Annotated in this window: 21 protein-coding genes, 1 pseudogene and 1 other annotated feature; of the genes and pseudogenes, 20 read left to right on the top strand and 2 right to left on the bottom strand. The window is 40.8% G+C overall.

The genetic code is table 11. The annotated features are described in order from the left end of the window. Nucleotides 1-14: 14 nt before the first annotated feature. From fabF to BA70_RS12865, 8 genes are all read left to right on the top strand, one after another. Nucleotides 15-1,256 (top strand): beta-ketoacyl-ACP synthase II, encoded by a 1,242-nt coding sequence (fabF, locus tag BA70_RS12900; protein WP_034322928.1) that lies wholly within the window; start codon nucleotides 15-17, stop codon nucleotides 1,254-1,256. A gap of 76 nt (nucleotides 1,257-1,332) precedes the next feature. Continuing rightward, the gene (locus BA70_RS12895) at nucleotides 1,333-2,136 is read left to right on the top strand and encodes a DUF2268 domain-containing putative Zn-dependent protease (RefSeq protein ID WP_034322926.1); all 804 of its coding nucleotides are present in this window, start codon (nucleotides 1,333-1,335) and stop codon (nucleotides 2,134-2,136) included. 161 nt (nucleotides 2,137-2,297) lie between these two features. Then, a complete protein-coding gene (locus BA70_RS12890; protein ID WP_034322924.1) occupies nucleotides 2,298-3,278 on the top strand; it encodes an ABC transporter ATP-binding protein in 981 nt (326 codons plus the stop codon). Continuing rightward, nucleotides 3,275-4,297 (top strand): ABC transporter ATP-binding protein, encoded by a 1,023-nt coding sequence (locus tag BA70_RS12885; RefSeq protein WP_034322923.1) that lies wholly within the window; start codon nucleotides 3,275-3,277, stop codon nucleotides 4,295-4,297. Before BA70_RS12890 ends, BA70_RS12885 begins: the two co-directional genes overlap by 4 nt. 83 nt (nucleotides 4,298-4,380) lie before the next feature. Next, nucleotides 4,381-6,015: a peptide-binding protein gene (locus tag BA70_RS12880; RefSeq protein WP_034322922.1), complete on the top strand. Its 1,635-nt coding sequence runs from the start codon at nucleotides 4,381-4,383 to the stop codon at nucleotides 6,013-6,015. Between the two features lie 275 nt (nucleotides 6,016-6,290). Beyond that, complete coding sequence (locus BA70_RS12875; RefSeq protein ID WP_034322920.1) at nucleotides 6,291-7,241, top strand: ABC transporter permease; 951 nt, start codon at nucleotides 6,291-6,293, stop codon at nucleotides 7,239-7,241. Nucleotides 7,242-7,274: 33 nt separating this feature from the next. After that, nucleotides 7,275-8,174, top strand: a complete 900-nt coding sequence (opp4C, locus tag BA70_RS12870; protein ID WP_078061722.1) for an oligopeptide ABC transporter permease — start codon at nucleotides 7,275-7,277, stop codon at nucleotides 8,172-8,174. Nucleotides 8,175-8,352: 178 nt separating this feature from the next. Continuing rightward, nucleotides 8,353-9,105, top strand: coding sequence for a YjbA family protein (locus tag BA70_RS12865; protein WP_034322915.1), 753 nt, complete (start codon nucleotides 8,353-8,355; stop codon nucleotides 9,103-9,105). A gap of 34 nt (nucleotides 9,106-9,139) precedes the next feature. Here the strand turns inward: BA70_RS12865 and trpS are convergent, their stop codons facing one another. After that, nucleotides 9,140-10,135: a tryptophan--tRNA ligase gene (gene trpS / locus BA70_RS12860; protein WP_034322912.1), complete on the bottom strand. Its 996-nt coding sequence runs from the start codon at nucleotides 10,133-10,135 to the stop codon at nucleotides 9,140-9,142. A gap of 53 nt (nucleotides 10,136-10,188) precedes the next feature. Then, nucleotides 10,189-10,408: a binding site (T-box leader), on the bottom strand. 480 nt (nucleotides 10,409-10,888) lie between these two features. Between trpS and BA70_RS12855 the strand changes: the two genes are divergently transcribed. From BA70_RS12855 to spxA, 8 genes are all read left to right on the top strand, one after another. Next, nucleotides 10,889-12,526, top strand: coding sequence for a peptide ABC transporter substrate-binding protein (locus tag BA70_RS12855; RefSeq protein ID WP_034322910.1), 1,638 nt, complete (start codon nucleotides 10,889-10,891; stop codon nucleotides 12,524-12,526). A 115-nt stretch (nucleotides 12,527-12,641) separates the two neighbouring features. Continuing rightward, nucleotides 12,642-13,586, top strand: coding sequence for an ABC transporter permease (locus BA70_RS12850; protein WP_034322908.1), 945 nt, complete (start codon nucleotides 12,642-12,644; stop codon nucleotides 13,584-13,586). Nucleotides 13,587-13,589: 3 nt separating this feature from the next. Next, nucleotides 13,590-14,507, top strand: coding sequence for an ABC transporter permease (locus BA70_RS12845; protein ID WP_034322905.1), 918 nt, complete (start codon nucleotides 13,590-13,592; stop codon nucleotides 14,505-14,507). A 12-nt stretch (nucleotides 14,508-14,519) separates the two neighbouring features. Then, nucleotides 14,520-15,599 carry an ABC transporter ATP-binding protein gene (locus BA70_RS12840; protein WP_034322902.1) on the top strand — a complete coding sequence of 360 codons (1,080 nt, stop codon included), beginning with the start codon at nucleotides 14,520-14,522 and terminating at the stop codon, nucleotides 15,597-15,599. A gap of 1 nt (nucleotide 15,600) precedes the next feature. After that, the gene (locus BA70_RS12835) at nucleotides 15,601-16,518 is read left to right on the top strand and encodes an ABC transporter ATP-binding protein (RefSeq protein ID WP_034322899.1); all 918 of its coding nucleotides are present in this window, start codon (nucleotides 15,601-15,603) and stop codon (nucleotides 16,516-16,518) included. 113 nt (nucleotides 16,519-16,631) lie between these two features. Further along, nucleotides 16,632-16,919 carry a hypothetical protein gene (locus tag BA70_RS12830; RefSeq protein ID WP_034322897.1) on the top strand — a complete coding sequence of 96 codons (288 nt, stop codon included), beginning with the start codon at nucleotides 16,632-16,634 and terminating at the stop codon, nucleotides 16,917-16,919. Between the two features lie 137 nt (nucleotides 16,920-17,056). Next, nucleotides 17,057-17,635 (top strand): GNAT family N-acetyltransferase, encoded by a 579-nt coding sequence (locus tag BA70_RS12825; RefSeq protein WP_034322895.1) that lies wholly within the window; start codon nucleotides 17,057-17,059, stop codon nucleotides 17,633-17,635. A 191-nt stretch (nucleotides 17,636-17,826) separates the two neighbouring features. Beyond that, nucleotides 17,827-18,222 carry a transcriptional regulator SpxA gene (gene spxA, locus BA70_RS12820; RefSeq protein WP_003211421.1) on the top strand — a complete coding sequence of 132 codons (396 nt, stop codon included), beginning with the start codon at nucleotides 17,827-17,829 and terminating at the stop codon, nucleotides 18,220-18,222. Between the two features lie 49 nt (nucleotides 18,223-18,271). Here spxA and BA70_RS12815 read toward each other — a convergent pair whose 3' ends face one another. After that, nucleotides 18,272-18,937 carry a TerC family protein gene (locus BA70_RS12815; protein WP_034322892.1) on the bottom strand — a complete coding sequence of 222 codons (666 nt, stop codon included), beginning with the start codon at nucleotides 18,935-18,937 and terminating at the stop codon, nucleotides 18,272-18,274. 177 nt (nucleotides 18,938-19,114) lie between these two features. Here BA70_RS12815 and BA70_RS20980 point away from each other — a divergent pair. From BA70_RS20980 to BA70_RS12800, 4 genes and pseudogenes are all read left to right on the top strand, one after another. Further along, nucleotides 19,115-19,220: pseudogene (locus tag BA70_RS20980) on the top strand (adaptor protein MecA); the annotation flags it as partial. After that, on the top strand, nucleotides 19,202-19,864 hold the full coding sequence (gene mecA, locus BA70_RS12810) for an adaptor protein MecA (RefSeq protein WP_034322890.1): 663 nt from the start codon (nucleotides 19,202-19,204) through the stop codon (nucleotides 19,862-19,864). The pseudogene BA70_RS20980 and the gene mecA, both read left to right, overlap by 19 nt. Nucleotides 19,865-19,950: 86 nt before the next feature. Further along, on the top strand, nucleotides 19,951-21,471 hold the full coding sequence (gene cls / locus BA70_RS12805) for a cardiolipin synthase (protein ID WP_034322888.1): 1,521 nt from the start codon (nucleotides 19,951-19,953) through the stop codon (nucleotides 21,469-21,471). A gap of 162 nt (nucleotides 21,472-21,633) precedes the next feature. After that, nucleotides 21,634-22,797: a competence protein CoiA gene (locus tag BA70_RS12800; protein ID WP_034322886.1), complete on the top strand. Its 1,164-nt coding sequence runs from the start codon at nucleotides 21,634-21,636 to the stop codon at nucleotides 22,795-22,797. The last annotated feature ends 209 nt before the right edge of the window (nucleotides 22,798-23,006 follow it).

Genomic DNA, 23,006 nt, shown 5'->3' with positions numbered 1-23,006 from the left:
AGGTGCACAAATTAATGGATAAAAAGCGAGTAGTTGTTACAGGATTAGGTGCTTTGACACCTCTTGGCAACGATGTAGAGACAACATGGAAAAATGCTGTAGCAGGTGTATCAGGTGTTGGACCGATCACACGTGTCGATTCAAGTGAATATACCGCAAAAGTAGCTGCAGAACTAAAGGATTTTAACATCGAAGATTACATGGAGAAAAAAGAAGCGAGAAAAATGGCGCGCTTCACTCAATATGCAGTCGTTGCTGCTCAAAAGGCTTTAGAAGATTCACGCCTTGAAATCACAGATGAAATCGCACCGCGTGTTGGTGTATGGGTTGGGTCTGGTATTGGTGGACTTGAAACATTTGAAGAGCAGTTTGAAGTGTATTCAAATAAAGGGGCAAGACGTGTCAGCCCATTCTTTGTCCCAATGATGATTCCAGATATGGCGACAGGACAAATTTCTATTGCACTTGGCGCAAAAGGAGTTAACTCCTGTACAGTCACAGCATGTGCAACAGGTACAAACTCAATTGGTGATGCATTTAAAGTCATTCAGCGTGGAGATGCTGATGCCATGATCACAGGCGGAACAGAAGCGCCGTTAACAAAAATGTCGTTTGCAGGTTTCTGTGCGAACAAAGCCCTTTCGACAAATCCTGATCCAGACACAGCAAGCCGTCCATTTGATAAAAACCGTGACGGATTTGTCATGGGCGAGGGAGCTGGGGTTATTGTTCTTGAAGAACTAGAGCATGCGTTAAAACGTGGTGCGACCATTTATGCAGAAATTGTTGGATACGGTTCAACTGGTGATGCATACCATATTACAGCACCTGCTCCAAACGGAGAAGGCGGCGTTCGCGCGATGAAAGAAGCGATTCGAGACGCAGGTTTGTCTGTGGAAGAAATTGATTATATCAATGCCCACGGAACAAGCACACCTTACAATGATAAATTTGAAACAATGGCCATTAAAGAAGTGTTCGGAGAGCATGCAAATCAGCTTGCAATCAGTTCAACAAAATCAATGACAGGTCACTTACTTGGCGCAGCAGGCGGAGTAGAAGCGATTTTCTCTGTTCTTGCGATTAAAGACAGCGTCATTCCTCCAACGATTAACCTTGAAACACCGGATGAAGAATGTGACCTTGATTATGTAGCAAATGAAGCACGTTCTAAAGAAGTACAAGTTGCTTTGAGTAACTCACTTGGCTTTGGCGGGCATAATGCGACAATTATTTTCAAAAAATACGAAGCGTAATACTTCCTGAGAAGGCGGTGATCTATAAACAGATCGCCGCCTTTTTGCATATGATAAAAATGGAGGTGTAAACGGTATGGGTCTGATCAATACACAATATCTCATCCATCAATCATCATCATTTCAGGAGCTTGCGGTGCGCTTTGTCCCTTATTTTAAAGGAGCAGCGGAAAAGGAATGGTCCTCTATTCTGTCCCATTTACAGCATCACGGGATGGTGCGATCTTGGAACCCGTGCCAGGAAATGATCGATAAGCTCAAAGAAAAAGGATACTTCAAGCTCGTCATGAAAGAATATCAAAAGCTGCAAAAACAGTGGGGAGGCCCTGACATCCCTGTGTTTATTTTACCTGTCAATGAGAGCAGTAAAGAAATCAGAGAGCAATTTTATTATCAATCCGGCATGGCATTTGACGACAAGGTTTTTCTCTTTTTATCGCCAAATACCCCGAAAGAACGTATCGGTACATTACTGACACATGAATATCACCATGTATGCAGGTTGCATTTTCTCACGAAAGAAGAAAAAGATTTTACATTCCTTGATACAATCATGATGGAAGGGTTGGCTGAATATGCTGTGTATCATAGATACGGAGAAAGCTATACAGCCAAATGGACCAGATTATATGACGAAGCGCAGCTTCAGCGCATGTACAAGAAATGGGTATCCAGTCACCTTCATAAGAAAGTCCAGGACGACGAAAGACTGATACAGAACCTCCTTTATGGAAAAGGGAACTACCCCAAAATGCTTGGTTACGCCACTGGGTTTTATATCGTGAAAAAGTATTTCAGTGAGCATCGAATCAGCGAGGAGTCTATGATTGCAGAGCCAGCCGAAACCTTTTTAAAGGCGATAGAATCACAAAGTGAATAAATAACATAAAAAGAGACATATACCAAATTTACTAAATACTTCTTGATTTCGTCATGCTGATGTAATAATATACAAATATAAATTTTGATAATTCTTTTTATTCAAAAAAGACTGAATCTTTTGATTCCGTTTTATTGATCTATGGAGAAAGGAGCGAATGAATGAGCACGCTACTTGAAGTGCAAAACTTAAAAACATATTTTTTTCGAAAAAAGGAACCGATTCCCGCTGTTGATGGCGTTGATTTTAGCATCAACAGAGGAGAAACTGTCGCATTAGTCGGTGAGTCTGGATCTGGCAAAAGCATTACGTCCTTATCCATTATGGGTCTGATTAATGGGACTGGTGGAAAAATTATGGACGGTTCCATTAAGCTTGATGGAAAAGACCTTGTTACATATGGTGAAAAGGAATTATGCAGTATTCGCGGAAATGACGTATCCATGATCTTTCAGGAACCCATGACCTCACTTAATCCCGTTTTAACCATCGGGGAACAAATAACTGAAATCCTCATCTATCACAAAAAACTTTCAAAAAAAGAAGCCACCAGAAAAGCGATTGACCTGCTGAAGCTTGTTGGTTTTTCTCGCCCAGAACAAATCATCAAAGATTATCCGCACCGTTTATCCGGCGGCATGCGTCAACGAGTCATGATTGCCATTGCGCTAAGCTGCGACCCAAAGCTTCTCATTGCAGATGAACCGACAACGGCACTAGATGTGACCATTCAAGCGCAGGTGCTTACCTTGATGAAAGATTTATGTTCTACATTTGGTACATCCATTCTCCTCATAACACACGATTTAGGTGTCGTATCTGAAGTAGCAGATCGAGTGATTGTCATGTACTGCGGACAGGTTGTTGAAAATGGGACCGTCGAAGAGTTATTTGATCAGCCGCTTCATCCTTACACGGAAGGGTTGCTTGAATCAATTCCTGTCATTGACGGAGAGATACAGCCATTAACGGCGATAAAAGGGAATGTTCCTGCGCCAGATCAGCTTCCAGCCGGCTGCCGCTTTGCTCCTAGATGTCCGAGTGTGAAGGATCGCTGCCTAGGAGAGTTGCCCAAGCTGAGAACATTTGAAAATGGCAGAAGCGTCAGGTGCTTCTTATATGAGGAGGCAGACCAAACATGACCCTTGCTGAAAATCAATCACAGACAACAGATCTTCCAGAGAAAGAAACCATTCTTGAACTGAAACATATTCGAAAACACTTTCCGATTAAAGCGGGAGTATTGCAGAAGAAAGTAGGTGCGGTCAAAGCTGTTGACGGCATAGACCTGAAGATTTATAAAGGTGAAACGTTAGGCATTGTTGGGGAGTCAGGATGCGGTAAATCCACATTAGGACGGACAATGATTCGCTTATATGAACCAACAGACGGTCAAATCCTATTTAAAGGGCAAGATATCTCGCGCGTATCTGAATCAAAGCTAAGACAATCAACACGAAAAAACATCCAAATGGTTTTTCAAGATCCCTTTGCATCACTCAACCCTAGAAAAACACTTCGAAGCATCATCAAAGAACCCTACAAAACACATCACTTATATTCCTTCAAAGAAAGAAATGAAAAAGTGGAACAGCTTTTGTCAAAGGTGGGCCTTCATCCAAGCTTTGCGAATCGCTACCCCCATGAATTTTCTGGCGGGCAGAGGCAGCGGATCGGCATCGCTCGAGCCCTTGCCATGAATCCCGAAATGATCATCGCAGATGAGCCGGTTTCAGCACTCGACGTATCCATTCAGGCGCAGGTGATTAATCTGATGGAGGAGCTCCAGGAGGAATTTGACCTGACCTATCTATTTATCTCTCATGATCTAAGTGTGGTCAGACACATTAGTGATAGAGTCGGCGTCATGTATCTTGGCAAAATGATGGAGCTTGCCGATAAGCACAGCCTGTACGATGAACCGCTCCATCCGTATACACAGGCACTGCTTTCTTCCGTTCCAATCACCCGTAAAAAAGGGCAGGTGAAAAGAGAACGCATTATGTTGCAAGGTGACTTGCCGAGCCCTGCGAATCCGCCAAAAGGCTGCGTGTTTCACACAAGATGCCCGCATGCGAAGGAAATCTGTAAACAGCAAGTACCTGAATTTCAGGAATTAAGAACGAACCACTTTGTTGCCTGCCACCTCTATGACGCTTAATCAGCTTGTATGATCTCATCTTTGAGAGGGGGGATGAAGCAGCATCTGTCGTCATTTCTAAAAAAGAATAGGGGGAATTGTACATGAAAAATAGAAATAAAAAGTCCATTTTGGTCAGTTTACTGCTGATCTTTACACTGATCCTTGCGGCTTGCTCTGGTGGGAATAAAACTTCTGGAGACAGTGAAAAGAAATCCACTGGTAAACCTGTACAAGGCGGAGATCTTGTCATCGGTTCAATTGCAGAGCCTACGTTATTTAACTCGCTGTATTCAACAGATGTGGCAAGCTCTGATATTGAGGAAAGAATCTACAGCTTCTTACTTCAAACAGACGGAAAACTCAACCCGCAGCTAGCGCTGGCAGAAGATATTAAAGAATCTGATGACGGCAAGCAGTTTGATGTGACCATTAGAAAAGGTGTGAAGTTTCATGATGGTAAAGAACTGACTGCTGATGATGTTGTGTTTACATACAGCATTCCGATCAATAAGGACTACAACGGAGAGCGTGGATCAGGCTTTGAAGTCTTAGATTCTGTCAAGAAGACAGGAGATTACTCTATTGAATTCAAGCTCAATAAAAAAGATCCGTATTTTTATAATGTCACTCTAGGAAGCTATGGTATTTTGCCTAAGCATATTTTAGGTGATGTGCCTGTAAAGGATCTCGGTGAAAATGAATTTAACCGAAAAAAACCAATCGGTTCAGGTCCATTTAAATTTGCAGAGTGGAAAGAAGGAGACTATGTCAAACTAGAAGCCTTTGACGATTATTGGGATGGACGTCCATACCTTGATACCGTCACGATTAAAACGATTCCTGATCAGAATGCAGCCATTGCCCAGCTATCAGCAGGTGATATTGACTTCTTTGCTGTACCGGGAGCAGAGCTGCAAACAGCTGAAAAAGTCAGCAACGTTAAAATTGAATCTGATCTAGGACTCAATTATTCATATATTGGCTGGAACCAGAAAAATGATCTCTTTAAAAGTAAAAAGGTCCGCCAAGCGCTTACGCATGCCATTGATCGTCAAACGATTGTCGATCAAGTGTTAGATGGAGACGGGAAAGTAGCCAACATTCCGGAAAGTCCGCTGTCATGGAACTATCCAAAGAGTGAAAATGTCCCAGTGTTCGAATTTGACCAAGAAAAAGCGAAAAAGATGCTGAAAGAAGAGGGCTGGGAGGATACAGATGGAGACGGCTATCTTGATAAGGATGGCAAAAAGTTCTCCTTTGTTTTGAAGACGAACCAAGGAAACAAAGTCCGTGAAGATATCGCTGTTGTTGTTCAGCAGCAGCTCAAAGAAATTGGGGTTGAAGCAAAGCCGCAAATTGTGGAATTCAGTGCATTAATTGAACAGACGACACCGCCTAAATGGGATTATGATGCTCTATTACTCGGCTGGAGCCTTGCGACATTCCCTGATCAATACAGCATCTTCCATTCAAGTCAGTCGGAAAAAGGCTTAAATAACATTTGGTATAAAAATGAAGAGGTGGATCAGCTGCTAGTTGATGCGAAGAACTTGAGCGATAGAAAAGAATATTCGAAGGCGTATGAAAAAATTTATAAGCTGATCGCAGAAGACCAACCGTATACGTTCCTTTATTATGCCAACTCACATCGTGCAATGCCATCTAATCTCCAAGGCTACTCTTACCACCCGAAAGATGAGTATTACAAAATCGAAAAATGGTGGATTGAACAGTAGGCTACTTGTGAAGAAGGGGAGTTTACTCCCCTTTCAGCGTGAAGACAAACCCTCGCATTCGGTGTCAGTTCTGCGTGCTGGTGCTCACGAATATCAAATTCGCTCCGCTCCAGTACTCGGCCTTCCTAGACTTCAAGGGTTTTCATATCACGCTGAAAAAAAGACAAAGAGCTAAAATAAAGATCATTTTAGCCCTTTGTCATCAATCTGGAAGGGGAGTTTACTCCCCTTTTTATATCACGGTATGGTCATTCGATGAAAAAGGAGTTGTGCATATGGTTACATATATCATTCGAAGGACATTGCTTTCCATTCCTATCTTGCTTGGTATTACGATTTTGTCCTTTGCTATTATGAAAGCAGCACCAGGCGATCCGATGTCACTCATGATGGACCCTACCATTAGTGCCGCAGACCGGGAAGCCTTTATTGATAAGTACGGCTTGAATGATCCCGAATATGTGCAATACATGAAATGGCTTGGCAATATGCTTCAAGGTGACTTTGGCACATCCATTGTAAAAAAGGGGACCCCCGTGGCTGATTTGATTTTTGCCCGGCTGCCAAATACCCTCATCCTCATGATTTTTTCTACATTAGTTGCCCTGATCATCGCCATCCCATTTGGTGTCCTTTCAGCAAAACGTCCGTATACAAAGCTTGACTATGGCATTACGGTTACATCATTTATCGGACTGGCTATTCCGAATTTTTGGTTTGGTCTGATCCTCATTATGGTTTTATCTGTGAATCTAGGATGGTTCCCAACTGGTGGAGTCTCTACCTTGAATACCGATTTTAATGTGTTTGACCGGCTCCATCACATCATTTTACCAGCCTTTGTGTTAGCAACTGCTGATATGGCAGGGCTTACGCGTTACACAAGGTCGAGTATGCTTGATGTCATGCGGCAGGATTACATTCGCACTGCAAGAGCGAAAGGCTTTAGAGAAAACAAAGTCATTTTCAAGCATGGCTTAAGAAATGGTTTGATGCCTGTCATTACGATTTTTGGCCTCATGATTCCATCCTTTATTGGCGGCGCGGTCGTGGTAGAACAAATATTCACATGGCCTGGTCTTGGAAAGCTGTTTATCGATTCTGCTTTTTCAAGAGATTATCCGGTGATTATGGCGATGACCGTTATTTCCGCAGTGCTAGTGGTTGTTGGAAACTTAATAGCGGATATTTTATATGCGATCGTTGATCCGCGTATTGAGTATTAGAAGGGAGCTGAAGCACAATTGGCACAGCCTAATATGGGAACACCTCCTGTTGATCTCAAATTAAAGGAAGGCCTTCCGCCAAAACCTGAGACGATGCTGCGTTTATTTTGTGAGAAATTTTTCAAAAATAAATTGGCGGTTGTCGGCTCTGTTATTTTATTGGTGATCATCTTTTCGGCCATTTTTGCTCCAGTGATCGCCCCTTACGCACCAGAGCAGCAAGATTTATTGAAGCGGCTCCAGCCACCAAGTGCAGAGCATTTTATGGGAACTGACAAGTTTGGCCGCGATATTTTCTCAAGAGTGCTTTATGGAGCGCGTGTCTCTCTGTTAGTTGGTTTCGTCTCAGTGGTCGGAGCGATCACCATTGGCACCGTCGTTGGAGCGGTAGCAGGCTACTTTAAAGGATTTGTTGATTCTGTATTAATGAGGTTTGTTGATGTCGTGTTGTCTATTCCGGACATCTTTCTATTGATCACGCTAGTGACGATTTTCAAACCAGGCATTGATAAATTGATTTTGATCTTTGCTTTGACCGGTTGGACAACAACTGCCAGACTGATCCGCAGTGAATTCTTATCACTTCGAACAAGGGAATTCGTATTGGCGGCAAGAACGATTGGAACAAAAAACCATGTCATCATCTTTTCGCATATTTTACCGAACTGTATCGGTCCTATTATCGTGTCAGCTACATTGAAAGTAGGTTCCGTCATTTTAGCTGAATCAACGCTGAGTTATCTAGGGTTTGGCATTCAGCCCCCAACGGCAAGCTGGGGCAACATGCTGCAAGATGCACAAAATTTCTCGATTATGGTGCAAGCATGGTGGTATCCGCTATTCCCGGGTTTACTGATCCTGCTCACCGTACTATGCTTTAATTTCTTAGGAGATGGGCTGAGAGATGCGCTGGACCCTAAAAAGCTGAAGTGAGGTTTAAACTTTCATAACAAGTTGAATGAGACTCTGTGATACGTTCTCCGTTTCCTTGATAAAATAAAGAAATGCAAACCGTCATTCGCTTCGCTTGAAGTTTTGATAAAGTTGGAATAATTTCTCTATCCCTTGCCCATACTGTGGACAACAGTTTTTAAAAAGTGAGGGATTGGTTATGTTATTTCTTCATGACGTATGGGTGAATTGGTTTGAAGGGGAAGAAAATGGTTACAATGTGTGCCATTTTCATGAGTGGCGTAAGGAGGACAGTGTCGAGTTGTTAGATCAAGTGCCTTTACTCAAGGTGCAGAGTCCTTTGTTTGATTACATAGAGAATGATCTATCAGAGCTGCCGAAAACGCTGCTAGAATCTGTATTTGAGAAATCATATATTCGAAAAAATCATGAACGGCGAAAATTAGAGTATTGCTTTGTCGTAACGGACGGCATCCGAATCATTGCCGTGGATACAATTGGGTATTCCATTCCTGTGAGAAAGAGCCGTTTGATTCCAAGACAGGAGCAATTGGTGTACGAAATGGTGAAAGATGTAAAGGCAGAGGAATATGAATTCTCTAAAGACAGTCTTGAGTCGACGAAAGAGTATCATATTTTGTCATTGCCGCCGCAGCACATCAGTGGATTAACGAGAAAAGAAAGACAGCTGAAGCAGCTCATGTTTATGGCGCTCGATCAATTAAAAGGACTTCAAAATAGGGCGGAAATTGCATATTGGTATACGGAATGGAATCCGCGAATGTACAACCAAATCAAACGAATGTCATTCGAGGAGATTTGGAACATGCTTTACAATGAAACAGTTGACGGGTGGTCTGAAAACCATTTAGCATTCTGTGAAAAAATGATTAAAGGACAGCCGTTTTTCGAAAAGCTTTGGGAAATGGAGAACGAATCAAAAGTGAATTAGAAAAAGCTTGCAGCATATGAAGCTGCAAGCTTTTTTATTTGCGTTTTCTGCCAAGACCCATCGCATTCTCCATTTTTTTCAGCATTTTGTTTGCCGCGCGGTTTGCCTTTTCAGCGCCTTCGTCTAGAATGCGGTCAAGCTCGTCTGACTCAATGAGTTCATAGTATCGATCTTGTATTGGTTTTAAAGCATCAACCACAACGTTCGCAAGATCTCCCTTAAACTCACCATAGCCCTTGCCTTCATACTTTTGTTCAAGCTCCTCAATAGATACGTTACCTAATACAGAATAAATCGTCAGCAAGTTGGCGATTCCAGGCTTGTTTTCTTTGTCATACTTGACGACGCCCTCCGAATCAGTGACTGCACTTTTAATTTTCTTTTCAAGCTGCTTTGGCTCATCTAATAAGGTAATGAAGGATTTTTGGTTCGGATCGGATTTGCTCATTTTTTTCGTTGGGTCTGTTAAAGACATGATCCGAGCGCCTTCTTTTGGAATTTTCACTTCTGGTACGGTAAAGATATCGTTATACTTTCTGTTAAAGCGCTCAGCAAGCGTTCTTGTCAATTCAAGATGCTGCTTTTGATCCTCGCCAACAGGTACTAAGTCAGTACCGTATAATAAGATATCGCCAGCCATTAATGGTGGATAGGTTAACAAGCCTGAAACAACAGCTTCCTTACCAGCGGATTTGTCCTTAAATTGAGTCATTCTTTCTAATTCCCCAATATAAGCGACACATTGCAGCATCCAGCCTGCCTGGGCGTGGGCAGGTACCTCTGATTGGATAAACAATGTCGCCTTCTCTGGATCAAGTCCTACTGCCAAATAAAGAGCCGCTAAGCTTCTAATATTTTGACGAAGAGCTAAGCGATCCTGACTCACTGTAATCGCATGCTGATCCACCACACAAAAATAGCCATGATAGTCATGCTGCAAATCAACAAATTGCTTCATTGCCCCAATGTAGTTCCCTAATGTCACAGAACCGCTAGGCTGAATGCCTGAGAAAATTGTCTTCTTTGTCATACTAAAACCTCTTTTCTTCAATATAAAAAGGCCCACCCATCACTTTTCAACAGAAAAGGGACGAATGAACCGCGGTACCACCCTTGTTATTTCAATCAGAAATCACTCAAGACGTTGATATCGGAGACTGCTCCGTCTAAGCCTACTCACTTTTCAGAAGTGTTCGGTTAGCTGCTCCAAAGCCCATTCCATACATGCCATTATCTGCTTACACCAGCCGCAGACTCTCTGTAAATGGTGAATATATGTACTCTTCTTTTTCATCGCAACAGTATGTCTATCTATTATAAAGGATGACCATGAAAATGTCACGAAGCCCTTATGTGACCTTCTCATCATGTCGTTTGACACTTAAAATTTTAGATAAAATAGCAACTATCTGTCAGAATTTTTAAAAAAGGATGATTAATTATATGTATAAAACATTATTCCTGCTGAATTTGTTAAATTATTTTAATCAATTTCCGCTTTAATTTGTTGAAGTGCTTGAGACTTTAGTTTATAAAAATCCCTCTTTATCCCCATTTACGTTTTTAAAAAATATATGAAATTGATATTGCAATAAATTATTCTATTCATTATAATGAATTTGTTCACACGTTTGTGCTAGGCTCTTTACATAATGAAAATTCAGAAAAAACAAAAGAAATAGAAAGTAAGTTATTTAGGGACTTTTTTACGCTATTTCTTAAATCTGAATCTCATCTTCTATCGAGACCTTTGAACTAAAACATATTATAAGGGGGAATACAGTTGAAAAAGCGTTGGTCTGTTGTTACTTTAATGCTTATTTTCACACTTGTATTAAGCGCTTGTGGTTTCAGCGGAAACAAATCAGGCGACAGCACGAGCAGTTCTGGAGAGGCTAAAACAACATTAAATGTGAATATCTCCACTGAGCCTTTTTCTCTACATCCGGGATTGGCAAATGATTCAACTTCAGGAAGTGTCATCCGTCAGACTTTTGAGGGATTAACTAGAATTAACGCTGAAGGCAAGCCAGAAAATGCAATGGCTTCTGACATCAAAACAAGTGCTGATGGTAAAACATACACATTCACACTTCGTGATGCAAAATGGTCTAATGGTGACCCTGTCACAGCAAAAGATTTCGAATATGCTTGGAAATGGGCATTAGATCCTAAAAATGAATCTCAATATGCTTATCAGCTTTACTATATTAAAGGTGCTGAAGCAGCTAACAAAGGGAAAGCGAAAGTTGCTGATGTTGGCATTAAAGCAAAAGACGACAAAACGCTTGTAGTTGAGCTAGAGAACCCAACACCGTTCTTTACTGAACTCACTGCATTCTATACGTATATGCCAGTCAACCAAAAAGTGGCTGAAAAGAATAAAAACTGGTTCACAAATGCTGGTGAAAACTACGTATCTAACGGACCATTCGTTCTTTCTCAATGGAAACATGGCGGTTCTATCACGCTTGAAAAGAACAATGAATACTGGGATAAAGACACTGTAAAACTGAAAAAGATTAACATGTCTATGATCAAAGATACAAACACTGAGCTTAGCATGTTCAAAAAAGGCGAGCTTGACTGGGCTGGTTCTCCAACTGGAAGCCTTCCAACTGAATCTTTACAAACATTGAAAAAAGATGGCGGTCTTAAAATTCAAACGATCGCTGGTATCTATAACTACAAATTCAACACAGAAGTAAAACCTTTAAACAATGCAAACATCCGTAAGGCTCTTGCATACTCAATCAACCGCCAAGCGATTGTTGACAAAATTACGCAAGGTGAACAAGTTCCAGCAATGGCAATTGTGCCTCCAACAATGGAAGGATTTACTGATAACAAAACTGGCTACTTTAAAGATCACGATGTAGCAACTGCTAAAGAACTTCTTGAAAAAGGTGCGAAAGAATTAGGCTATAAGTCAGTTTCTGATCTTCCAGCATTGAAATTGTCTTACAATACTGATGAAGGCCACCAAAAGATTGCACAAGCAATTCAAGAAATGTGGAAGAAAGATCTAGGCATTAAAGTTGAACTTGATAACTCTGAGTGGAACGTATACATCGACAAAATCCACAGCGGAGATTACCAAATCGGACGTATGGGCTGGTTAGGTGACTTCAACGACCCAGTGAACTTCCTTGAGCTTTACAAAGATAAAGACGGTGGAAACAACGACACTGGCTGGGAAAACAAAGAGTACAAACAATTATTGAATGATTCTGCGAAAGAAACAGATAAAACAAAACGTGAAGAAATGCTGAAAAAAGCAGAAGAAATTCTCATCAACGATATGCCTGTAGCACCAATCTACTTCTACACTCAGCTTTGGGTACAAGATCCAAAACTAAAAGGTGTAGTCGTATCTGGACTTGGTGATGTTCAATACAAATGGGCACATTTCGAAAAGTAAGATTATAGTGTAAGAGATCTATGGCAAGGATCTTAAGGTATATGGAGGATGTCTCTCCATATACCTTTCTTGCTGATTAGAGAAATTGTTGTAAAATCATGGAGGTGCAATTCCGTTGCTTAAATATATCGGTAAGCGATTAATATATATTTTAATCACACTGTTTGTTATTGTAACTGCAACTTTCTTTCTCATGCAGGCAGCACCTGGTGGTCCATTCTCTGGAGAGAAGAAACTTCCTGCTGAAATTGAAGCAAACCTAAACGAGCACTACGGGTTGGACAAGCCCTTATTTGTTCAATATGTAAGCTATTTAGGTTCAGTTGCAAAATTAGATTTTGGTCCCTCATTTAAATATAAAGGACAAACTGTAAATGACTTAATCAGTTCTGGATTCCCCGTTTCCTTTACCCTCGGAATTGAGGCAATTCTCCTCGCATTAGCATTTGGTGTATTGTTTGGGGTCCTTGCAGCGCTCTATCATAATAAGTGGCAAGACTACACGATTGCCATTTTAACGATCTTTGGAATCTCGGTTCCGAGTTTCATTTTAGCGGCGCTACTACAATATGTATTTGCATCTGAGGCAAGCTTTTTAGCGATTTTCCCGGTTGCAGGATGGGAGACTTGGGCAAGCACCGTACTACCTTCTATTGCACTTTCCTTCATGCCAATGGCATTTATCGCTAGACTTTCACGGTCAAGTATGCTTGAAGTGCTAAACAGTGACTACATTAGAACGGCTAGAGCGAAAGGATTAACGAAATCAGCTGTTACGATCAAACACGCGATTCGAAACGCATTGTTACCTGTCATCACATACATGGGACCAATGGCTGCTTCGGTTTTAACAGGTAGTTTTGTCGTTGAGAAGATTTTTGGTATTCCTGGCTTAGGCTCTCACTTTGTCACAAGCATTACAAACCGTGATTACACCGTCATCATGGGTGTCACTGTCTTCTACAGTATTATTCTATTAATCAGTATTCTAGTCGTTGACGTTCTATATGGCATCATCGATCCAAGAATTAAACTGACGAAGGCGAAGAAAGGGGTCTAACACATGGAAGAAATGAGAAAAGACTTATTTGTGCCGGCGACGGCTGACGCAGCAGAATCTGAAAAAATTTCTAAACCAAGTCTATCTTTATGGAAGGATGCCATGCTTCGCTTCCGTGCAAATAAACTTGCAATGGTTGGGCTTACAATTATTTTCATTATTGTGATGCTGGCGATTTTCGTTCCGGTGTTTTCTAAATATGATTACTCTACGACAGATTTGCTTAATGCAGACCAGCCACCATCAAAAGAGCACTGGTTCGGTACGGATGATTTAGGCCGAGACATGTTTGTTCGTACATGGGTGGGTGCAAGAATTTCGATCTTTATCGGTCTTGCTGCAGCCATTCTTGACGTGATCATCGGTATTATCTGGGGAAGTATTGCTGCATTCAAAGGCGGCCGTACAGATGAAGTCATGATGCGTATTGCAGACGTTTTATGGGCAATTCCAACATTATTAATGGTCATCTTAATGATGGTTGTTCTCCCAAAAGGATTATTAACGATTATCCTCGCCATGACCGTTGTAGGCTGGATTAACATGGCACGTATTGTACGGGGACAAGTTTTACAATTGAAAAGTCAAGAGTACGTTCTTGCAGCACAAACATTAGGTGCGAAAACGTCTAGACTTTTATTTAAACACTTGATTCCAAACTCAATGGGACCAATTCTTGTGACGATGACGCTAACGATTCCTTCTGCTATTTTCACAGAGGCCTTCTTAAGCTATTTAGGGCTTGGTGTACCTCAGCCTTTAGCAAGTTGGGGAACAATGGCGTCTGACGGGATCCCGGCCATGACGTACTATCCGTGGAGATTATGGTTCCCAGCCGCATTTATTTGTATAACAATGTTTGGTTTTAACGTGGTTGGAGACGGACTAAGAGACGCTTTAGATCCGAAGTTGCGTAAATAAGGAGTGATGAGGATGGAACGTGAACGTATTCTAGAGGTGAAAGACCTTGCAATCTCATTTAAAACATATGGTGGAGAGGTTCAAGCCATCCGTGGTGTGAACTTCCACTTAAATAAAGGCGAGACACTTGCGATTGTAGGTGAGTCTGGCTCTGGTAAAAGTGTCACATCACAGGCTATCATGAGATTAATCCCGATGCCGCCAGGTTATTTCAAGCGCGGAGAGATCCTGTTTGATGGACAAGATATTGTCAAGAAAACGGAAAAACAAATGCAAACCATTAGAGGAAAAGACATTGCTATGATCTTCCAGGATCCAATGACTTCTCTGAACCCAACCATGAAGGTCGGGAAACAAATTACAGAAGTGCTATTCAAGCACGAACAAATTTCAAAAGAAGCGGCTGAAAAAAGAGCCATTGAATTATTAGAGCTTGTTGGGATTCCGATGCCTGAAAAAAGAATCAAGCAATATCCGCACGAGTTTAGTGGCGGGATGAGACAGAGGGTTGTCATCGCGATGGCACTCGCAGCAGATCCAAAGCTATTGATTGCTGATGAACCAACAACCGCACTTGATGTAACGATCCAGGCACAAATATTAGAATTAATGAAAGAAATTCAGCAAAAGATTGAAACATCGATTATCTTTATTACCCACGATCTAGGTGTTGTCGCCAATGTTGCTGATCGTGTAGCCGTCATGTATGCAGGACAGATTGTGGAAACAGGGACTGTCGATGAAATCTTCTACAACCCGAAACATCCATATACATGGGGACTTTTAGCATCAATGCCGAGTTTAGATACAGATGGTGGAGATGAAGGGAAGCTGACAGCGATCCCAGGAACACCGCCAGATCTAACAAACCCGCCGAAAGGAGATGCATTTGCACTCCGAAGCGATTATGCAATGAAAATTGACTTTGAACAAGAACCGCCAATGTTCAAAGTATCAGATACGCATTATGTGAAATCATGGCTACTTCATCCGAATGCACCTAAAGTTGAACCGCCTGCTGCTGTAAAGGCGAGAATGCGTGAACTAGAAGGTAGCTACGAAAAACCTGTATTAGTAAAAGAGGGTGAATAGCATGGCAGAAAAACTGGTAGAAATTAAAAATTTGAAGCAGCATTTCCATACAGCAAGAGGAACTGTGAAAGCAGTTGACGGTGTCTCATTTGATATTTATAAAGGTGAAACACTTGGACTTGTAGGTGAATCTGGATGTGGTAAGTCTACAACCGGACGTTCCATCATTAGACTTTATGATGCGACAGATGGCGAGGTTCTCTATAAAGGAGAGAGCGTACACGGGAAGAAATCAAGACAAAAAATGCTTGAATTCAACCGACAAATGCAGATGATCTTCCAAGATCCGTATGCGTCACTTAACCCTAGAATGACAGTCCTTGATATCATTGCAGAGGGCATAGACATTCATGGGCTTGCGAAATCTAAGCAAGCGCGTAAAGAGCGTGTGTACCAATTGCTTGAAACTGTTGGCTTGAACAAAGAGCATGCGAACAGATATCCACATGAATTTTCAGGTGGTCAAAGACAGCGAATTGGAATTGCTCGTGCATTAGCAGTTGAGCCAGACTTTATCATTGCGGACGAACCAATCTCTGCACTTGATGTGTCCATTCAAGCGCAGGTCGTCAATTTAATGAAAGAACTGCAAGAAGAAAAAGGCTTAACGTATTTATTCATTGCGCATGACCTTTCCATGGTGAAATACATTAGCGATCGTATCGGTGTGATGTATTTTGGGAAATTGGTTGAACTCGCACCAGCGAATGAATTATACGAAAACCCGCTTCATCCATATACAAAATCATTGCTATCTGCGATTCCGCTTCCAGATCCTGATTACGAGCGTAACCGCAAGCGAATGAAGTATGATCCATCCGTTCATAAAGGGACGAACACGGAGTTCCGTGAAGTGAAGCCAGGCCACTTTGTGAGCTGTACAGAGGAAGAGTTCAAAGAGCTCCAGGCTAAACAATAAGATCAGAACAGAGAAGAAGCACTGCTAGGTCAGTGCTTCTTTTTTTATTTTACAAAAAAACAATATTATGGTAATTTTCGATTAACAAAGAGAGAAGTCTAGGAGGAAATAAGATGTCAAGATGGAGGAATTTTCGCTATTCATTACTTCATTTTCTGATCGTGTTCATGCTTTTCTCAACGTCATTTTTGGCGGAAACAAACGGAGGACCGTGGTTGATCGCGTTTATGGTACTCATTGGCAGCATTTCGTTTTCGGTGGAATATATGCTTGACCGTCATACGAACAACCAGAAGCCAGAAGCACAGCGCGTGAAGTATCTTTATTTCATCATGTTTCAAATCGCGATGACACTCATTCTGTTTGTTTGTTTTCACATGCTCATGAATCGTTCGATATAAAACTTTTTTTGCATTGTTTGAAAAAAAGTGAAACCACCTCATACTTTTTAGCGTCTTACTAGTACAGGCGTTTAAATAGCAGGAAATCGGGAATATATAAGGAAGTGGTTCTTCACTATATCATAAGGAGCGGATCCATGAATTGGTATGAAAAGCTCAGTAAATACTTCCCGATAGAAGAAATGAAGTCAAAAGAGCATATGGAAGCTTTATTAAAGGAAAGAAGTGAAATTTATCATAAGAAAGAAGGGCCTCATCATGTAATGATGTACGCTGAATTTGATTCTTTCATCTTTATTGATTATTTATTTGTTTCCAAAGATGCAAGAGGTGAAGGCCTCGGCTCAAAGCTCATTCATAAGCTGAAGGAAAAAAAGAAACCGATCTTGCTTGAGGTCGAGCCTGTAGATGAAGATGATGCAGATACTGCAAAACGCCTAAAGTTTTACCAAAGAGAGCACTTCAAGCATGCCGAATCAATCGGTTATAAACGCAGGTCACTTGCAACCAATGAAGTGAGCCGCATGGAAATCCTTTATTGGTCGCCTCTTACAGATAATGAGGAAGAAATAATGGAGGCCATGAGGAAGACATATGAAAGAATCCATACGTATAAAGATGAAGAATGGTATGGGCAATCGTATGAGGATGTTGATGATGTGTTGAAGGTCATCGAAAATAAAAAACAAAAAAACATTTTCGATCATCTCGACTAAATGAGAATGTTCAGACATCAACCATCACCAAAATGAACGAAATTGTCTAGTTTTTGTCACAAAAATTGCAAGAAAACCTGTTCACACTTACTTTTTTATAGTATAATCACTATAAAGATTACTAATTTAGAACAATTTTAATTTAAGAATACAGATCAATATTCATTCTACAAATTGAGGAGTGAAGATTTATGGTAACATTATACACATCACCAAGCTGTACATCATGTAGAAAAGCAAGAGCGTGGTTAGAAGAGCACAATATTCCATATCAAGAGAGAAACATTTTTTCTGAGCCTCTTTCAATCGATGAAATCAAAGAAATTCTTCGAATGACAGAAGACGGTACAGATGAAATCATCTCAACACGTTCTAAAGTATTCCAAAAGCTAAATGTGAATGTTGAGACAATGCCGCTTCAACAATTGTATAAACTAATCAACGAGCATCCTGGTCTTTTAAGACGTCCAATTATCTTGGATGAAAAAAGATTACAAGTTGGGTACAACGAAGATGAAATTAGACGTTTCCTTCCAAGAACGGTTCGTACATTCCAACTGAGAGAAGCTCAGCGACTTGCTAACTAATAGAAAAGCGAAAAGCTGCCGATTATCCGGCAGCTTTTTTTATTTGTTTTCAGTTGTTTTCAGCCGTTTGTTCATAAAAGAGGCTGGCTAAAATGACGGTTGCGACTGTTAAAAAAGGAAGCAAAAATTCAAGGGTTGCATGCTGCGCCATAAATTCATTCAATTTCACATCACGGACAATCATTTCACCGCCTGTAAAAGCTAAAAGGGCACTTCCTCCGTATAAAAGAAACGGAAATTTGGTTAATGCTGTATGAATGAGCTTACTTCCCCAAATGATAATAGGTACTGAAATCATTAAGCCAAAAGCGGTAAGCACCATGTTACCTTTTGCGGCTCCTGCAACCGCGATCACATTATCAAGCGACATAAAGAGGTCCGCAATCACAATGGTTTGAACCGCACGCCAAAGGGAGCCGCTGCTTTTAATCCGAATGGATTCTTTCTTTTGTTCAATTAACAGATTGTATCCTATATAAAGGAGAAAGAGCCCACCGATAAATTGCAAATAAGGGATGGTCAATAAATAAACTGCTGCACCTGTCATTGTAATTCTCATCAGCACTGCCAAAAGTGTGCCGATCCATATGGCTTTATTGCGTTTATCATTTGATAAGCTTCGACTGGCCATCGCAATGATCAACGCATTATCTCCGCCTAAAATTAGGTCTATGCCAATAATCATCAGTAAGGATACGATCCACTCTGTTTCCACCCATTTCACCTCACGTCACTAATAGAGCTCGTACAACCAATATATGAGGACAATTGAAATATATGTTTCTGTAAGTTTTCTCTGCAAAAAATGCGTTTTTATTTCTTTTATTCATGTTTTATCATAAAATAGACAGTACAAAGCAATACCTCAATTCTTTAAACGGTTAACATGTAGACGGAACGGGTAAAGTGTAGTAAAGTACTATTAATTGGGAGCTTGTATGTCCCTTCAACATCTTATATAGAAGGGAAGGTTGGCAAAATGGAAATTGAAAGAATAAATGAACATACAGTCAAATTTTATATTTCCTACGGTGATATTGAAGATCGCGGTTTTGACCGTGAAGAGATTTGGTATAATCGTGAACGCAGTGAAGAGCTGTTCTGGGAAGTAATGGACGAAGTACACGAAGAAGAAGAGTTTGCAGTAGAGGGACCGCTTTGGATTCAAGTACAGGCACTTGATAAAGGTCTTGAAATTGTCGTGACAAAAGCCCAACTTTCTAAAGATGGACAAAAGCTCGAATTGCCGATTCCAGAAGATAAAAAAGGTCAAACAGATGAAAGTCTAGATGCACTGCTTGATGATTTTCATAAAGAAGAGCAGGATCAAGAAGAACATAATGAGAAGGACAAAAAGCTTCAACTTCAATTCGTATTGAAATTGGATGACTTTGAAGATTTGATTGCACTTTCTCAATTAAATATGCAGGATTTTACCACAAGTTTATATTCGTTTGAAAACCGTTATTATCTATATGTTGACTTCCTCGAGGAATTGTCAGATGAGCAAGTGGAGAATAAGCTCAGCATTCTGCTTGAATATGCCCATGAATCAGTGGTCAGCATCTACAGACTGCAAGAATACGGTCAGCTGATTGTGAAAGGGAATGCCCTTGAAACGATTCAACAGCACTTCTCGTAAACAACAAAAAGTCGATTTCTATAGAGGAATCGGCTTTTTTATCTGAATGAATAGTTAAACAAAGAGATCGGCAAGGAGAAAATGAAATGAGAAATTTAGTTAAGGTTCTATTTTTTCTTATCATTACGATAGGTGCTTATTTAATTATTCAAATTTTTGCCGGTGATTTAGCGGTCAGTGTACTCAGTTCCGTCAGCGTTCTATTCACTTTATCGATTATCTTCATTGGATTTGTCATTTTCTTAGAGAACCGAAATCCGTCCCAAACGATTACATGGCTTGTCCTGCTTGGCAGCTTTCCGTTGTTCGGATTTTTGTTCTATATTTTCTTTGGACGCAATATTAAAAAGCGCCGGCTGTTTGAAAAGAAAGCGGCGCTGGATGAGCAGTTAATCCAGGAAGATGAACGCATTCACAGAGAAGCAATTGAAAAAATGACACATATGGGTGACCATCAGCAGCTTTTATTTAAGCTGGCCCACAGACTTGGACATACCCCTATTACGTATCGAACGTCCTCTAAAGTGCTAACAAATGGAGAAGAAACGTTCTCTCATATTTTTGAAGAGATCAAAAAGGCAAAACATCACATTCACCTAGAATACTATATTCTCCGCCACGATGACCTTGGCCAAGAATTAAAGGACATTTTAATTGAAAAAGCGAAAAATGGCGTCATTGTCCGTTTTTTATATGACGATGTAGGCAGCTTAAAGCTCTCTCGTCAATATATTGCTGACCTAGAAAAAGCTGGCGTTCAGATCGTTCCGTTTTTACCAGTAAGGCTACCCTTGTTAAATAATAAAATCAACTTCCGTAATCACCGGAAAATTGTGGTGATTGATGGGGAAGTAGGATTTGTCGGCGGTCTTAACATTGGAGACGAATATATGGGCAGAAGCAGGCAATATGGATTCTGGCGTGATACGCACCTGATGATTAAAGGTGAGGCTGTTCGCGATTTGCAGCAAATTTTTATGCAGGATTGGTATTATATGACCAATGAAAGATGCTCAGGCGAGGACTATTTTAAAGATTTCAGCCATCTTGAGAGTACAACAGAAGGCGTACAAATGATTGCTGGCGGTCCTGATAAACAGTGGGAGGTCATTAAAAATCTCTTTTTCTCCATGATCATCTCCGCCAAAAAATCAATTTGGATCGCTTCACCGTATTTTGTACCTGATGATGATATTTTGTCAGCTTTGAAAATTGCTTCTTTGAGTGGAGTAGATGTACGGATTATTGCACCGAAGAATCCAGATAAACGGATCGTCTTCCATGCGTCTCGTTCATACTTCCCGGAGCTTCTTGAAGCAGGGGCGAAGGTGTATGAATATGATCAAGGCTTTATGCATAGTAAGTTTATTATTGTAGATAGTGAACTGGCTTCGATTGGTACGGCCAACATGGATATGAGAAGCTTTCATTTGAACTTTGAAGTGAATGCCTTCCTCTATAAAACGAAAAGCACAGAGAAGCTGGTCAACGACTTCTTAGGTGATTTAGAGCAGTCGCATGAAATTGTCCCGGAAGAATTTGCAAAGAGGCCTTTGAGGGTGAGGCTGTTTGAATCTACCGCAAGATTATTATCACCACTTTTATAAAAATTGTATTTCTCCCTTTTTCTAAAAGGGGGATTTTTTATTTTAACGAGGAAAAGCTCGGTGAAATCATATTTTGAATCGATAAAAGTCCATTTTCGATATTCGCTTCCTCTGATGAAAACAAGCTATCATATGGTCATCAAAGAGCAAGGAGCGAAATGAATGAACGAAGCGATCATGGATAATGGGAAGCTTATCAGAATTACACATCATCTAACGAAAAGTCGGTTAGAGCATGTAAGGGCTACATGCAAGTTTTATTGCCCTGAATGCAGGCAGGAGGTGCAATTAAAGCTAGGTGAGCATCGTGTCTATCATTTTGCACATAAACAGCTGACAGCATGTCCATTAGCTGCTTCAGGCGAAACGGCTTATCATCAGGCGGGGAAGGCAGCCATCAAGGCTTGGCTCACTAGGCTTGGACATGAACCGGTGCTGGAGAAGTATGTTTCAAAGGTTCAGCAGCGTCCTGATGTGACCGTCGCTATAGGAGATGCAGACTATGCGCTCGAATTTCAATGTGCGAATATTTCGCAGCAAGAGCTGCAAAAAAGAACAGAAGGTCTCCGTGCAGCAGGGCTCTATCCTTTATGGATCATAGGTGCAAATCGTTTAAAACGAAAATCTACACAGCTCTTTTCTTTCTCCTCCATTCATTGGGGAATCTTAAGGCAAACGAAGAAAAGGAGACTGATTTTTTACTGTCCGATTCAGCAAATGTTCATCCATCTTGATCAAATCCTCGTGTTTCAGCCAACAAAAATATGTGCCACAATAACCGTCAGACCGCCTTCAGCATACCGTCAACTTTCGGCGATTCTATCTCCTCCCTCGAGCAAGCATCGATTAAACAAGCAATGGCTTAGGTGTATACAACAATTTAGGCAGAGGCCTCCTCGCATTTTATCAAATGAAAGTAAGCGTTTGAGACACATTTTTTATGAGCATCACCAAATGGCATTTCCGTTTTTGCCATCTGAATTATTTATCCCACTGACAGAAGCGTATATCTTTACAAGTCCCGTTTATGTCTGGCAGGGATGTCTTTATGATTGGATGGTTAGGAAAAGAGGAAGAGGGCCAATGACCATTCAACACTTAATAAAAGAAATCTATCGGTGTGTGCAGGCAAAAGAAGTGAAGGTCCGATATGCAGATGTCTCAATAGAAGAAGTCAAAGAGGTGATCACCGCATATGTAAAAGCACTCGTCTACAAAGGGTTTTTACATATGACGAAAGAGGGTAATTATGAAGTAACGTCGAATCAAATGCCAATACAAACATTAGATGAAGTGTTAAAACGAGATGCTTTCTTATTTCATTAGCATGTTTCATGCCCACTTTGATCATGATAAGAAAAAGGTGGTGCTGCTATTGAATAGAAAGAAACGCTTTTTTCTCATTTTATTAGTCGGTTTGGTATTTATTTCTGCATATGATTTGACAAATATAGCTCAAAACAAAGAAGATAAATACAACACCAATTTCTTTCACTTTCCGAAAGGTTGGTTCAACACAACTCATGCAAGGGGGA

Source organism: Bacillus zhangzhouensis (genome assembly GCF_000715205.1).
In the GTDB taxonomy this organism is placed as follows: Bacteria; Bacillota; Bacilli; order Bacillales; family Bacillaceae; genus Bacillus; species Bacillus zhangzhouensis.
The sequence above is the reverse complement of the archived record's forward strand: the minus strand, read 5'-3'. Positions and strand labels throughout refer to the sequence as shown.